The sequence below is a fragment of the Mesorhizobium sp. NPDC059054 genome, from assembly GCF_042739215.1.
Taxonomy (GTDB): domain Bacteria; phylum Pseudomonadota; class Alphaproteobacteria; order Rhizobiales; family Rhizobiaceae; genus Mesorhizobium.
Window position 1 is genome coordinate 40,673 of sequence record NZ_JBHYHV010000002.1, and the last position, 14,146, is coordinate 54,818.

At 62.6% G+C, this 14,146-nt stretch carries 16 protein-coding genes; 3 read left to right on the forward strand and 13 right to left on the reverse strand.

Translation table 11 applies throughout. From position 1 onward, the window contains the following. The first annotated feature begins 82 nt into the window (after positions 1-82). Positions 83-628: an adenine phosphoribosyltransferase gene (locus ACFWXH_RS07970; RefSeq protein WP_054310571.1), complete on the forward strand. Its 546-nt coding sequence runs from the start codon at positions 83-85 to the stop codon at positions 626-628. A gap of 23 nt (positions 629-651) precedes the next feature. Here ACFWXH_RS07970 and ACFWXH_RS07975 read toward each other — a convergent pair whose 3' ends face one another. The 11 genes from ACFWXH_RS07975 to ACFWXH_RS08025 form a co-directional block, all read right to left on the reverse strand. Further along, positions 652-1,902 (reverse strand): RNA polymerase sigma factor, encoded by a 1,251-nt coding sequence (locus tag ACFWXH_RS07975; protein WP_379119086.1) that lies wholly within the window; start codon positions 1,900-1,902, stop codon positions 652-654. A gap of 8 nt (positions 1,903-1,910) precedes the next feature. Further along, positions 1,911-2,297 (reverse strand): YciI family protein, encoded by a 387-nt coding sequence (locus tag ACFWXH_RS07980; RefSeq protein ID WP_379119088.1) that lies wholly within the window; start codon positions 2,295-2,297, stop codon positions 1,911-1,913. 177 nt (positions 2,298-2,474) lie between these two features. Then, complete coding sequence (locus ACFWXH_RS07985) at positions 2,475-3,107, reverse strand: LysE family translocator (RefSeq protein ID WP_379119090.1); 633 nt, start codon at positions 3,105-3,107, stop codon at positions 2,475-2,477. Between the two features lie 135 nt (positions 3,108-3,242). After that, complete coding sequence (locus tag ACFWXH_RS07990) at positions 3,243-3,710, reverse strand: MaoC family dehydratase (RefSeq protein WP_379119092.1); 468 nt, start codon at positions 3,708-3,710, stop codon at positions 3,243-3,245. After that, positions 3,707-4,171, reverse strand: a complete 465-nt coding sequence (locus ACFWXH_RS07995) for a MaoC family dehydratase (protein ID WP_379119094.1) — start codon at positions 4,169-4,171, stop codon at positions 3,707-3,709. Before ACFWXH_RS07995 ends, ACFWXH_RS07990 begins: the two co-directional genes overlap by 4 nt. A 126-nt stretch (positions 4,172-4,297) precedes the next feature. Continuing rightward, positions 4,298-5,272, reverse strand: a complete 975-nt coding sequence (gene corA, locus ACFWXH_RS08000; protein ID WP_379119096.1) for a magnesium/cobalt transporter CorA — start codon at positions 5,270-5,272, stop codon at positions 4,298-4,300. Between the two features lie 185 nt (positions 5,273-5,457). Further along, complete coding sequence (locus tag ACFWXH_RS08005) at positions 5,458-6,255, reverse strand: APH(3')-II family aminoglycoside O-phosphotransferase (RefSeq protein WP_379119098.1); 798 nt, start codon at positions 6,253-6,255, stop codon at positions 5,458-5,460. Between the two features lie 9 nt (positions 6,256-6,264). Next, entirely contained in the window at positions 6,265-7,368 is a 1,104-nt protein-coding gene (gene ychF, locus ACFWXH_RS08010) for a redox-regulated ATPase YchF (RefSeq protein WP_054310563.1), read from the reverse strand. A gap of 88 nt (positions 7,369-7,456) precedes the next feature. Next, entirely contained in the window at positions 7,457-8,200 is a 744-nt protein-coding gene (gene pth / locus ACFWXH_RS08015) for an aminoacyl-tRNA hydrolase (protein WP_379119100.1), read from the reverse strand. Positions 8,201-8,227: 27 nt separating this feature from the next. Beyond that, positions 8,228-8,860, reverse strand: a complete 633-nt coding sequence (locus tag ACFWXH_RS08020) for a 50S ribosomal protein L25/general stress protein Ctc (RefSeq protein ID WP_379119102.1) — start codon at positions 8,858-8,860, stop codon at positions 8,228-8,230. 188 nt (positions 8,861-9,048) lie between these two features. After that, positions 9,049-10,272 carry an MFS transporter gene (locus tag ACFWXH_RS08025; protein WP_379119105.1) on the reverse strand — a complete coding sequence of 408 codons (1,224 nt, stop codon included), beginning with the start codon at positions 10,270-10,272 and terminating at the stop codon, positions 9,049-9,051. A gap of 262 nt (positions 10,273-10,534) precedes the next feature. On the opposite strand from ACFWXH_RS08025, the gene ACFWXH_RS08030 reads away from it, so the two are divergent. Further along, positions 10,535-11,368, forward strand: a complete 834-nt coding sequence (locus ACFWXH_RS08030; protein ID WP_054310560.1) for a helix-turn-helix domain-containing protein — start codon at positions 10,535-10,537, stop codon at positions 11,366-11,368. A gap of 97 nt (positions 11,369-11,465) precedes the next feature. After that, a complete protein-coding gene (locus ACFWXH_RS08035) occupies positions 11,466-12,272 on the forward strand; it encodes a sulfite exporter TauE/SafE family protein (RefSeq protein WP_379119108.1) in 807 nt (268 codons plus the stop codon). Between the two features lie 59 nt (positions 12,273-12,331). Here the strand turns inward: ACFWXH_RS08035 and ACFWXH_RS08040 are convergent, their stop codons facing one another. Next, positions 12,332-13,267 (reverse strand): ribose-phosphate pyrophosphokinase, encoded by a 936-nt coding sequence (locus ACFWXH_RS08040; protein ID WP_054310558.1) that lies wholly within the window; start codon positions 13,265-13,267, stop codon positions 12,332-12,334. 246 nt (positions 13,268-13,513) lie between these two features. Then, the gene (locus ACFWXH_RS08045) at positions 13,514-14,134 is read right to left on the reverse strand and encodes a hypothetical protein (RefSeq protein ID WP_379119110.1); all 621 of its coding nucleotides are present in this window, start codon (positions 14,132-14,134) and stop codon (positions 13,514-13,516) included. Between the last annotated feature and the right edge of the window lie 12 nt (positions 14,135-14,146).

Sequence of the window (14,146 nt, forward strand, 5' to 3'; positions counted from 1 at the left end):
TTACGCAATTCCGGACGCAAAACCGCTACACACTTTTGCTGGAATTGCTCTATCGATGGGGGGAACAGGGAATGGATTCTTGATGTCACCGTCGATCGAAGAAACGCTGCTTTCCGCCATCCGCACCATTCCGGACTATCCGAAGCCGGGCATCCTGTTTCGCGACATCACCACATTGCTTGGCAATGCGCGGGCCTTCCGCCGCGCAATCGATGAGCTGGTGCACCCCTATGCCGGGCAGAAGATAGAGAAGATCGCCGGCATCGAGGCGCGAGGCTTCATCCTGGGTGGAGCCATCGCGCATCAGCTGTCGGCCGGCTTTGTGCCGATCCGCAAGAAGGGCAAGTTGCCGCACGAAACCGTGCGTGTTGCCTACAGCCTGGAATACGGGCTGGACGAGATGGAGATGCACAAGGATGGCGTGGCGCCGGGCGAAAAGGTCATCCTGGTTGACGATCTGATCGCCACGGGTGGTACGGCGGAAGCGGCGGTGAAGCTGCTGCGCCAGATCGGCGCCGATATCGTCGCGGCCTGTTTCGTCATCGATCTGCCGGATCTCGGCGGGCGCAAGAAGCTCGAAGCACTCGACGTGCCCGTGCGCACGCTGATCGCTTTCGACGGCCATTGATTTCCGAGTGTCGCCGCAGGATCTCAGTGCGGGCGGCGCTGGCTGGACGAAGCAAGTTCCTCCGCCTTACCGATGAGGAAGTCGCGCATCGCCGCATCATCGCTTAACCCAATGGCGCGGTCATAGGCCTCCAGAGCGTCGGCGATCGCGCCAAGCCTGGCAAGAAGATGCGCCTTCAACGCCCAGTAAGGTTGGTAGGTCGCGGCCACCGCGTTCGGCAGCTCCCACAGCAGAGCCAGGGCTGCCTCCGCGCCGCGTGCCTCGGCGATCGCGGCTGCGCGACCGACCCGCGCGCCGAGCGTTGGCGCGATCTCCACAAGGCCTCCATAGAGCAGCGATACCGCCTCCCAGTCGGTGTATCCATTGATTGCACGCTGGGCATGCACGGACTGAATTGCGGCTTCGAGCTGGAAGCGGCCGATGCGACCAGCCCGGGAAGCTGTGGCGAGCTGTTGCTCCGCCTCGGCTGCAAGCGAATCCGACCACAACGCGCAGTCCTGATCGGCCAGCGGCACATAGGCGCCGCGTCCGTCTCGGCGCGCCGCCTGACGCGCCTCGCAATGGAGCATCAGCGCGAGCAGGCCGCGCGCCTCCGGCTCGTTTGGGAGCAAAGCGACAATCAGCCGGGCGAGATAGACCGCCTCGGGGGCAAGGCCGCGCAGGCTTGAATTGCCACCGGCCACGGCGTCCCATCCTGTACCATAGGCGGCATAGACCGCCTCGAGCACGGCGTCGAGGCGCGGGATGAGATCGTCGGAACCTGGCGGGTCGAAGGGAATGCCGGCCTCGCGAATGCAAGCCTTCGCGCGCGTCAGGCGCCGCGCCATCGCTGCGGGGCTGACACAAAAGACGGAGGCGATGCGCGCGGCATCGATGCCGAGCACGGTCTGCAGCATCAGCGGGGTGCGGATTGTAGCGTCGATCAACGGATGCGCGCAGATGAAGAGCAGCTTCAGCCGTTCGTCACCCAGGCCGGTAGCTCCCATGAGGCAAGTCTCTGCTTCTTCCGCGGCACACAACAGCGCCGGCATCGACTGCTCACGAACCTGCTTGTGGCGGGCCGCATCGATCAGCCTGCGTCGCGCCGCTGTGAGCAGCCATGCTTCAGGATTGGCTGGCACGCCCGAATGCGGCCAGTTGACGAGCGCTGCGCTGAAGGCGTCCGCCAGCGCATCTTCGGCGGCCGCGATGTCGCGCGAGCGCGCCGAGAGGAAAGCGAGCAGGCGGCCATAGGATTCGCGTGCCGCCCGCTCGACGATGTCGTGAGCGTCCAATGGTTGCCTCAGCCGTCCGCCATCGTCTTCAATAGCGTCTCACGGTCTTCCGGCAGGTTGGGACGAATCTCCACGCCGAAGCCTGGTTCCGCAGGATAGCGCGACGCCCATTTCAGTGCGGCGTCGAGATCGGGTACATCGATGATGAAGAAGCCGGCGAGCTGCTCCTTGGTGTCGGCATATGGACCGTCCTGCACGTGATGACCACTGTCGCCAAGCTTGATCGAGGTTGCCGCGTCGGGTTTCTCAAGCCCGGCTCCGGCGACGATGATGCCTGCATCGTGCATTGCCTTCACATAGGGAATGAAGGCTGCGTGGAAGGCCTTGCGCTTTTCCGGATCGGCTCGAGCGGAAAACACTTCAGGCGTCTGATAGAACAGGAGAGAATAATGCATGGTTTCGTCCTTCAGCTTGGAGCGCGGGATCGTCGCTCGAGCCGATGACGTGTGAGCCGCCCGCGATCGGACAAGGATAGCAATTTTTTTTAGTCTGCGTCACAACGTTGGTTGCAGCAAGCCAGCCGGCGAAGACTGGCAGCGCCAATGGTGGCACGCGTGGCACCCGGGTATTGCTCACATCCCCCTCATTGCGCGGAACAACGTGAAGGCGGCGACGGCCATCAGGAGCAGACCGGCGCCGCGGCCGACCCAGGCGGTCGCCGCATGGTTCTCAGTCAACGCATCGCGGCCGCGCAGGGCAGCGAGAGCCAGACCGCCATAGACGACCATCTGCACGGTGACGGTCATCGTGCCCATGATCAGCGCCTGCAGCCAGATCGGACCGTAGATCGGTTTCATGAACTGTGGGTAGACAGCGAGCACGAACAGCCATGCCTTGGGATTGAGCACGCAGGTGAGCACGCCCTGCGCCAGGATCGTGCCGAACGGGCGTACCGCCGCCGCCTCGACCGTGTCGACGGCGATCGTGCTGCGGGAAAGGGTGAACCCGATCCACATCATGTAGAGCGAGCCTGCCACCATCATGGCTGGCGCGACGACGGGTAGCAGAGTGGACAGGCCGGTCACGAAGACCGTGCCGAAGATAGTGTGGCAAATGCCTCCAAGCATGATACCGCCGGTCGCCGCCGCACCTGCCTGTCGTCCCCCGGTGAGCGCGTTGGCCAATACGAACAGCATGTCCATGCCGGGCACCACGATGATGCCGACAAGCAGAACGAAATAGAGCCACAAGGCGCTGGAATCCATCGGTCGCATCCCCAAGAGGGATCCGGATGCGCCGGCATTGCGAAACCTCGGATCCCTTCACAGGCCGATCAGATAGCGCAACCATCCTGACACCTTGGTGTCAGGATGCAGTGGCAATGCCTTGGTTTGAAAAGGTTATCCAGCCTTCACGAGGACAGAGCTTTCGAACTCGATCACCTTGTCGCCGGTGGAATCGAAAGCCTCGCACAGGATGGTCAGCAGCCGCCAGCCGGGTCGCGAGGCAAGGGGGCGGTGAGCAAGGCCGGTGCGCGTGAAAGTGACCGTCTCGCCGGCGAACACCGGCTTCAGCCATTTGAGATTGCGGAAGCCGGGCGAAGGGCCAAACTCCGGTTCCGGACCAGGGCCGTCCCAGACGAGGCCGGGTCGCTTCGGCGTCTTGAGATTGTATTTCATCCAGGTCGACGCGGTGTGCCAGCCGGAAGCACACAGGCCGCCGAGCAGGCTCGCCTTGGCGGCCTCCTCGTCGACATGGAAGATCTGCGGATCGTATTTTCGCGCAAATGCCTTGATCTCGTCGGGCTCGAACCGGTGTGACCCGAGCGTGACAGTCGCGGCAATGCCGAAATATTCGTCGAGCGTCATGCTTCGCCTCCCGCACGCGTCAGGAACATGCCGGTGTTTTCCAACTCGAACACCGCTTCGCCGCGCTGGTTGAACAACTCCGCCCGCATGGTGATGAAACCGAGCCTTGGCTTCGACTTGGAGAGGCGCTTGGCAAGTATTGTGGTGCGGCCCGTCAACGTGTCGCCGGCCAATACCGGCTTCTTCCATTTGACCTGGTCGACGCCGGGTGCGCCTTGCGAGGTCGATTCCAGAAGGAAAGCATCGCATAGCATGCGCATGAACATGCAGCAGGTATGCCAGCCGGACGCAGAAAGACCTCCGAGCAGGCCTGCCTTGCCGGCTTCCTCATCGAGATGCATGGGCTGGAAGTCGAATTCGGAGGCGAATTCGATGATCTCCGCTGCCGCCACCTTCTTGGTGCCGAGGTCGAGGATGGCGCCTTCCTCGAAATCCTCATAGGCCCATTTCTTGCCGGTCATCGCGCAACCTCGTTCAAGCTTGTACGATTATTGTGACTGCTGCCCTGTGCTCCCGCAAGACCGTGGAGGCCTTGGTTCAGCGCTTTAGGATCTGTGGACGGCATCCGGTCCGCACGTTCCGAGCGTTCAAAGCCAACCGCGCCTGCGGAAGTAGAGATAGGGCAAGATCGCCGAAATGATCATCAGGCCGATCGCGAAGGGATAGCCGATCTCCCATTTGAGCTCCGGCATGATGTCGAAGTTCATGCCGTAGATCGAAGCCACCAATGTCGGCGGCAGGAAGATGACGGCTGCGACCGAAAAGATCTTGATGATGGCATTCTGTTCGATCGAGATCATGCCGAGCGTGGCATCGAGCAGGAAGCTGATCTTCTGCGACAGGAACGTGGCGTGATCGGCGAGCGACAGCACGTCGCGCGCCAGCGTCTTGATGCGGGCACGCGTGTCCTTGCCCATCTTGGTCTGCGTGGCGGCATGGGCAAGAAAACCCGCCACCCTCTGCAGCGAGGTCAGGCTGTCGCGCACGCTGGAAGCGAGGTCCTCCTTGCGGCCGATGCTCTTCAACAGTTCCTGGAAGTCGCGGTCGCGGCGCGAGGCATTGGTGGCGGTCGCCTCGAAGATGTCGCGCGAAATCGCCTCGATATCCCGGCCGGCTTTTTCCAGGATGTCGGCGAGGCGGTCGACGATCGCTTCGAGCAAGCCGATCAGGATGGTGTCGGCACTGGTGCAGCCGGTGGCCACTTTCTCGGCGCGCAGTGGAAAGGTCTTGAAGGCCCGCGGCTCGTGATAACGCACGGTGATCAGCCGCTTCGCGGCCAGAACGAAGGTGACCGGCGACATCTCCGGCTTCTCGCCTTCGGTCTGCGAGGGCAGGTTGGCGGTCATGAAATATCCACCGTCCTCGACATAGAGGCGGCTGGAAATCTCGATCTCCTCCATCTCCTCCCGTGTCGGCACGGCGATGCCGAACACCGCTTCGATGACGGCTTCTTCTTCCTTGGTGGGGTTGAGCAGATCGACCCAGACGATCGCGTCTCGGTTCTGCTCCAGGTCGTCGGCGAGGCGCAGACGGTCATTGTCCACGACGAAGGCTTTGATCATCGCGTGGTCTCCCATGTTGGAAACGATATGAGGCCCCAAGGGCACAGGCTCATGACGGCGCCGAGGGAGAAATCCAGCCGACGCAAGGGCGCGATAGACCGGGGGATGAGCCGCGTCAAGTTGCAAACAGGCGGCTGCCTTCGCGATGCCGGGAATGTGTTATGCCGCCGTAGCCAGCCGCCCGGTCAGAAGAACTCGTCCAGCAGCCGATAGTAGGCAAGTTTGCCCGGATCGACGTCCGGTGCGTCGTAAAGGGCGAGGAACGGCGCAACCCACTCTTCGCCGAGGTTGTGGCGGATACTCCAGCAGGAAAGCGCGAGATCCTGGCAGCGGTCGGCCACGCCAAGCCGGCCGCAGTCGATGAAGCCCGAGAAACGGTCGCCATCGACCATGAAATTCGGCAGGCAGGCATCGCCATGGGCAACGACAAGGTCCTCGCTTTCCGGACGCGAGGCGATGAGGTCGGCAAAGACATCTTGCGCAGTCCGGCCCAGGCGTTCGTCGTCGAAGTCCTCCTCGTCGACGAGCCCAGCCTCCATGCGCGCCCTGGCGTCGGTGATGCGCCGACCGAGCCTGTGGTCGAACGGGCAGGAACGAATATCCAGCGCGTGCAGGGTCCGCAGCGCACTGGCCATCATGGCGATCGTCTTCTCGGCGGGCAGGGGGCCGGCAGAGACCAGATCCTTGCCCGATATGGCGCTCATCAGCAGCCAGTTGCAGCCAGCATGCGCCTCGAAAGCCAGAACCTCGGGACACGCTATGCCCTGACGCCCAAGCCAGTGCAGCCGCTCCACTTCCGCCGGCAGTTCGCCGAAGCCATTGGCTTCTTCGATCTTCAGGAACAGGCCGGGCTTATCGGCCACTTCCAGCTTGAACACGCCGGCATCCGAGTGGCCGAGCGTGTCGCGATCCCACGCGTAACCGTCCACCCGTGTGCGGATGACCGCGGGCAGATCGACTTCCGGTGCGCCGCGCGCGGTCATCGGCTGGCGTCAGGTGTTGAACTTGAACAGCATGACATCGCCGTCCTGCACGACATATTCCTTGCCTTCGTCGCGCGCCTTGCCGGCTTCCTTGGCCGCCACTTCGCCGCCCAGTGTCACGAAATCTTCGTAGGCGATGGTTTGCGCCCGGATGAAGCCGCGTTCGAAATCGGTGTGGATGACGCCGGCAGCCCCTGGCGCCTTGGTGCCGCGCTCGATCGTCCAGGCCCGTGTCTCCTTGGGGCCGGCGGTGAAATAGGTGATCAGATGCAAGAGCTCGTAACCGGCGCGGATCAACCGGTCGAGGCCCGGCTCATGCAGGCCCATCGCTTCCAGGAACTCCTTCTGCTCGCCGTCGGGGAGCTGGGCGACTTCGGCCTCGATGGCTGCCGAGATGACCACGGTGGAGGCGCCTTGGGAAGCCGCCATCGCTTCGACCGCCTTGGTGTGTTCGTTGCCTGTCGCGGCATCGGCCTCGGCGACGTTGCAGACGTAAAGCACCGGGTGAGCGGTCAGCAGGTTGAGGCCCTGCAGGATCTTCAAATCTTCGGGTGCGATGTTCTTCAACATGACACGGCATGGCTTGCCGTCCTGCAGCAGCGCCAGCGCCTGCTCCATGACGGGCAGGACAGTGAGCGATTCCTTGTCCTTTGCCTGCGCGCGCTTGCGCACATTGACGATGCGGCGCTCGAGGCTTTCGAGGTCGGACAGCATCAGTTCGGTCTCGACCGTATCGGCATCAGCCACCGGGTTGATGCGGCCTTCGACATGGGTGATGTCGTCATCCTCGAAGCAGCGCAGCACATGCACGATGGCATCGACCTCGCGGATGTTGGCGAGGAACTGGTTGCCGAGCCCTTCGCCCTTGGAGGCGCCGCGTACCAGGCCGGCGATATCGACGAAGGAAATCCGGGTCGGGATGATCTCCTTCGACTTGGCGATCTCGGCGATCTTCTTCTGGCGCGGATCCGGCACCGCCACTTCGCCGGTGTTCGGCTCGATGGTGCAGAAGGGATAGTTGGCAGCCTGGGCCGCCGCGGTGCGCGTCAGCGCGTTGAACAGCGTGGACTTGCCGACGTTGGGCAGCCCAACGATGCCGCATTTGAAACCCATGATGATGTGGTCCTATCGGGAGTTCGGAATTTGTTCAGGGCTATGGGCGAAAGGGGAGACGATCGTCAAGCCTCCGACCGAAAGAGGCTCAATCCTTGTTGCCGAGCAGCTTCTTCAGCATGGCGGCCATCGGCCCATTTTCGGGAACCTTGACTGCGGGCTGCTGCGGCCTTGCCTGGCGGATATGGCTCTGTGCCTTGGGTGCGGAAGACTGTTTTGGTGCCTTGGCCGGTGGGGTGTCGTCGGGGCCTGTCGGCTGCAGCTTGTCGCGCAGGGCGAGGGTGACGCGATTCATGAAGGAGTTGTCGTCGCCCTTGGCGATCAGTTCGGCACTGTCGGCGATGCTGTCGAGGAGGACGCCTAGCCATTCCTGATCGGCCTTGGCAAAGTCGCCCAGCACATGGTCGCGCACAATATCCTTCGCGCCCGGATGGCCGACGCCGATGCGCACGCGCCGGTAATTGTTGCCGATGTGCTGGTCGAGCGAGCGGATGCCGTTGTGGCCAGCCGAACCGCCGCCGATCTTGACCCGGACCTTGCCGGCCGGAAGTTCGATCTCGTCGTAGAGAACGGTCACCGCAGCAGCATCGAGCTTGTAGAAGCGTAGCGCCTCGCCGACGGACTGGCCGGAGAGGTTCATGAAAGTCTGTGGCTTGATGAGGAGCACCTTCTCGCCGCCGATCCTGCCCTCGGCGATTTCGGCCTGGAACTTCCTCGACCAGGGCGAAAAGGAATGGCGGCGGGCGATAGCGTCCGCCGCCATGAAACCGACATTGTGCCGGTTGTTGGCATATTTCGCACCCGGATTGCCGAGACCAGCAAACAAAAGCATGGTTGCGGCCCTCCCGGGCAGCGAAAATTACTCTTCTTCGGCTTCCTCGGCGACCGGAGCGACTTCCACCTCTTCGGTCTCCGGCTTCATCGCGGCCGAGCCGGCGATGGTGGCGATGGTGAAGTCGCGGTCGGAGATGATCGGCTTCACGCCAGCCGGCAGCTTGACTGCCGAAATGTGGATGGAATCGCCGATCTCGGCACCGGTAAGGTCGACCTCGATGAATTCCGGGATCGCGTTGGCCGGGCAGTGGAACTCCACCTCGTGACGCACGATGTTGAGCACGCCGCCGCGCTTGATGCCGGGCGATTTCTCTTCATTGATGAAGTGGACCGGAACGTTGACGTTGACTTCGGTATTCTTGCCGACGCGCAGGAAGTCGACATGCAGCGGGAAGTCCTTGACCGGATCAAGCTGATAGTCCTTCGGCAGGACCTGGATCTTCTTGCCGTCGACGTCGATCGTGGCGACCGTGGTCAGGAAACCACCGCCATGGATCTTGTAGAAGATGTCCTTGTAGGACAGGGCGATAGCCAGAGGGGGCTGCTTGTCGCCATAAATAACTGCAGGCACTTTACCGTCGCGGCGAACTGCACGGGCGGACCCCTTACCGACCTGTTCGCGCGACTCGGCCTTGAGCTCGTAAGTATCGTGGCTCATGGTATTTCCTTTCGCGTTGCTGGAGCATTCCCGGTTTCCGGCAAGCCGGGTTCCGAAAATGTCGAAAGCCGCGAAATCCGCGGCCCTCGTCCGCGTTGCCTCCAAGGGTGTCTACGCGGGTAGCGGCTCTATAGCGGAAGGTGGCCAAACGCGCAAGCATGGCCGCCTTTCCTGGCTTTGCTTCTGGCTTACGCCGCCTTTTTTGCTTCCTTCATGTTGGGCAGGAAGATGGTGAGCAGGCCGAGCAGGGGCAGGTACGAACAGATCCGGTAGACGAAGTCGATGCCCTTGGCATCCGCCACCACGCCGAGGATGGCGGCGGCGATACCACCCATGCCAAAGGCGAAGCCGAAGAAGATGCCAGCGATCATGCCGACCCGGCCTGGCACCAGTTCCTGCGCAAACACCACTATGTTGGAAAACGCCGATGACAGGATGAGGCCGATCAGGATCGTGAGGATCACCGTCCATTCCAGGTTGGCGTAGGGCAGGATCAGCGTGAACGGCAGCACGCCGACGATCGAGAACCAGATCATCGCCTTCTGGCCATAACGGTCGCCGAATGGCCCGCCAAGCAGGATGCCGAGTGCCGAGGCGCCGAGGAAGGCGAACAAAAGCACCTGCGACATCTGCACTGAAACGCCGAACTTCTCGATGGTGTAGAAGGTGTAGTAGCTCGACAGGCTGGCGATATAGGCGTTCTTGGAGAGCACCAGCACCGTCAGGATGACCAGCGACCACGCAACCCGGCCGCGCGAGAAGGGCGAGACGTGCACTGCTGCCGGCCGGTTGCCAACTGCCTTGCGGTAGCGGATGTACCAGTTGCCGACCTGCCACAAAACAATGATGCCGATCAGCGAGCCGATCGCGAACCAGGAGATGCTGGTCTGGCCGAAGGGCACGACGATGAAGGCAGCGGCAAGCGGGCCCATGGCCTGGCCGAAATTGCCGCCGACCTGGAACAGCGACTGGGCAAGGCCGTGCTTGCCGCCAGAGGCGAGCCTGGCAATGCGCGAGGATTCCGGATGGAAGATCGATGAACCGATGCCGATCATAGAGGCGCCGAGCAGCAGCAGCCAGTAGTGGCCCGCATAGGCAAGGATGATCAGACCGACCAGCGAGGAGGCCATGCCCCAGGGCAGGGAAAACGGCATCGGCCGCTTGTCGGTGATTATGCCCACAACCGGCTGCAGCAACGAGGCCGTAACCTGGAAGGTAAAGGTCAGCAGGCCGATCTGCCAGAAATCGAGGCTGTAATTGTCCTTAAGGAGCGGATAGATGGCCGAAAGCAGCGACTGCATAATGTCGTTGATGAAATGGCCGAAGCTCACCGCCAGGATGACGGTGAAGGCTGTGGTGGTCGCTGCGGTCGTCGCGCGACCGGCTGTCGCTGCGGTATCGGTCAAGATCATGCTCCTTGCTGTGGCGCGCCGATATTCAAACGAGCCCGGCCTGCGAATGGCAGCTTTCCGCGTTTTCGCGCACGTACCCAGCGCACGCTCCGCTTGTCGCTTCGCGACTCCGAAAGCCACCACTTTTCGGCGTGCCCTGGCTTGAATCTAGCCGCACCCTTGTTGCGGGCGGCAATGTGCCACCGCGCCGGCGCTTATAATCCTGTTGTGACGCAGCTTCTTTCGTGGTTTGGTCCATTTCTTACGCAAGTGGGCCAAACCCATGCCGACAAGTGTTTCCTATCTCGAAGCGCCGGTCACCGACCTGCATCGCCGCCATCGCGAGCGGCTGGAATGGCTCGACCGCACCAAGGACCTCGTCGTGGCCCTGCCGTCAGAATATCCGGATGGCTATACGGTGCCCGACCATCGCCATAATCGCAGCCAGCTTCTGCACGCCTTGACTGGCGTGGTTCTGGTGAAAACGCATTTCGGCCGCTGGATGGTTCCACCCGATCACGCCATGTGGATCCCGGCCGGCATCAAGCATGCGGTGGAAATGCAGGGCAATGTCTCTATGCGCTCCGTCTATGTCGCGCCCGACTCTGTCGCCGGCCTGCCGACAAACCTGCGCGTCGTCGGCGTCAGTGACCTGATGCGCAGCCTGATCATCGAGGCGGTCACGCTGCCGACCGACGAGCCGCCGAGCGAGCGTGCCGCACTTTTGATGGCGCTGCTTCTGCATGAGATTCCGGCCATGGAGGAGCGGCCGCTCGGCCTGCCATTCCCTCATGATCCCCGCATCGCGGCACTGTGCCGGCGCTTCGTCACCGAGCCGTCGCCGCATGCCACCATCGACGATTGGGCGGAGACCGTGGGCATGAGCCGACGCACTTTCACCCGTGTATTCCACCGCGAGACGGGTTTGTCGCTGTCGACCTGGCGCCAGCAGGCGCTGCTGCTTGCCGCCTTGCCGCGGCTCACCGATGGCGAGCCGGTAACGCGCGTGGCGCTCGATCTCGGCTATGACAGCGTGCCGGCCTTCACCACCATGTTCAAGCGCATGCTGGGCACCTCGCCGCGCGCATATCTGAGGGGTGCAAGGGAAGTGGGGTGAGGGCGGCGGCAATCGCCATCAGCTGGCGCAATGTCTTTGCGGCGGCGTCTGCGCCATCTTGCTGCAATGGTCTGTACCCTATCCAGCGAAGCAAGGGATGGGTACGAAGACCAAGGATTGTCTTCGAACCTTCGCTCAAATGCTTCACTCGCTTCTGGCCGACATTTCCAACCAGGCTGTATTCGCCATTGTTGTGATCGCGTTGATCGCCGGCCTGGCGCGTGGCTTTTCAGGCTTTGGCGCCGCGCTCATCTTCGTGCCGCTGGCCAGTTCGGTGATCAGCCCCAAGATCGCGGCGCCGCTGCTGCTGGTGGTCGATGGCGTGATGACCATCGGTTTCGTGCCGGGCGCCTGGCGGTTGGCCGACAAGACCAATGTCTCCGTCATGGCGCTCGGCGCTATGGTCGGCGTGCCGCTCGGCACTTATGCGCTCGCGCATCTCGACCCGCTGACGATCCGCTGGTCGATCATCGCCGTTGTCATCGCGCTTCTTCTGCTTCTGATGTCGGGCTGGCGTTATCACGGCCGTCCGAAAGCCTACCTCACTGTCGCAGTCGGGGCGATCTCCGGTATTTTCTCGGGTGCGGCACAGGTCGGCGGACCGCCGGTCGTGGCCTACTGGCTGGGTGGTGGCTTTGCCGGCAACACAGTTCGGGCCAACATCATCCTCTATTTTGCCGCCTCTTCAGCCATCACCGCGGCGAGCTATCTCTGGGGCGGCCTCATAACCACTTCAATCGTGGCGCTGGCCGTTGTGGCTGCACCAGCCTACGGGATGGGGCTGTGGCTCGGCGCGCATATGTTCGGCATCGCCAGCGAGCAGACCTTTCGCAGATTGTGCTTCGGACTGATCGCGCTTTCGGCGTTCATCAGTCTGCCGGTGCTGGACGGGATACTGCGATAAACGGCGCAGTTTCAAAGTGTCAGAGCGTCCTTGGCGCGTCCGGGTGGACGCGCGGCGCTTTAATCGAACAGGCTTGACACTGATTCTTCGGTGGCAGTGCGCGAGATCGCTTCGCCCATCAGGTCGCCGATAGAGATGCAGCGGACATTGGGTGCGTCTATGACTGCCTGGGTCGGCTGGATCGAATCGGTGATGACCAGTTCCTGCAGTTTGGAGCCGGTGATGCGAGCCACCGCGCCGCCCGAAAGCACGCCATGGGTGATGTAGGCGGTGACGCTGGTGGCGCCATTGGCCAGAAGCGCGTCGGCCGCGTTGCATAGCGTGCCGCCGGAATCGACAATGTCATCGATCAGCAGGCAGTCCTTGCCGCGAACGTCGCCGATGACGTTCATGACTTCCGATTCGCCCGGCCGCTCGCGGCGCTTGTCGACGATGGCGAGCTGGGCGTCGATGCGCTTGGCAAGAGCGCGCGCGCGCACCACGCCGCCGACGTCGGGCGAGACGACCATGACGTTGCCGAGCTGCTTATATTTGGCTTTCACGTCGCGCGCCATCACGGGGACGGCAAAGAGGTTGTCGGTCGGGATATCAAAGAAGCCCTGGATCTGGCCTGCATGCAGGTCAAGCGTGAGTACCCTGTTCGCCCCGGCGCGAGCGATCATGTTGGCAACCAGCTTGGCCGAGATCGGCGTGCGGCCGGAAGCACGACGGTCCTGGCGGGCATAGCCGAAATAGGGGATGACCGCCGTGATGCGCCGGGCCGACGAGCGCATGAAGGCATCGATCATGATGAGCAGTTCCATCAGGTGATCGTTGGTCGGGAAAGAGGTCGACTGCAGGATGAAGACATCCTCGCCGCGCACGTTTTCCTGGATCTCGACGAAGATCTCCTGGTCGGCGAAGCGCCTGACACTGGCCTTGCCCAACGGGATGTTGAGATAGCGGGCGACCGCTTCGGCCAGCACCCTGTTGGAATTGCCCGCGAAGAGTTTCATGCACCGTACCTGGTGGTGGAGTTTATGGGGCTTTTAACCAGCCGTGCCGGTATTGCAAGCGCCGTATTTACGAATCCGCAGCTGAATCGCAACAAAGGTTTAACGCAGGGGAAGGAGTACCGGGGTGTCAGCCGGCTAGATTCCCGGAGCAATTCCAGCAAAGTGCGTAGCGGTTTTGCATCTGGAATTGCGTCAACAAAAATTACAGCGTTCCGCGTTTCCGAGAAAAACGGAAACGCTCCAGGATCAGCCGGCGGTGCGGCCTGCCAGCCAACTGGTCAACTGGGCGATGGTCTGGTCGGCGATCGCTTGCATGGTGGCGGGTGGTACGGCCGCCCAGCCTTCCGCACCGCTGACGACGGGTGCCTTCTGCTGGCCGTTGATACGGTGCAGGCGGGTGCCGGCCGGATCGTAGACGTCCCAGACATAGATGACGGTGGTGTCCTTGCCCTCGGAGATCGTGGAGAAATAGCCTTTCAGCACATGGGTGGCGCCTTGGCCGGCGCTGCCGGCAAGTGTGATACCACTTTCCTTCGCCCGCGCGGCGAGGCGCTGGGTGAGTGGCGTGGCGGCCTCTACCGAGGCACCGACGATCGGGGCGATTTGCAGCCGGGTCTGGCCGAGCACGGCGGCCATCTGCGCCGGCGTTGCGGTGGGAGTAGCACCGGCAGTCGCAGGGGCCGGGGCGCCGGCGATCGGGTTCGCCAGAGTGCCGGGCTGTGCGCTGGTCGTGGGAGCGGTCGAGCCCGGGATGGGTTGCGTCGCTTGCGCGGTGGGGGCCGGCTGCAGGGCGTCATTGGCCCTGTTGCAGGCCGACAGCGCCAGAGCAACAAGCAATGGCGCGATGGTCAGGCACGATCGCCTCATCGACTGACGAAC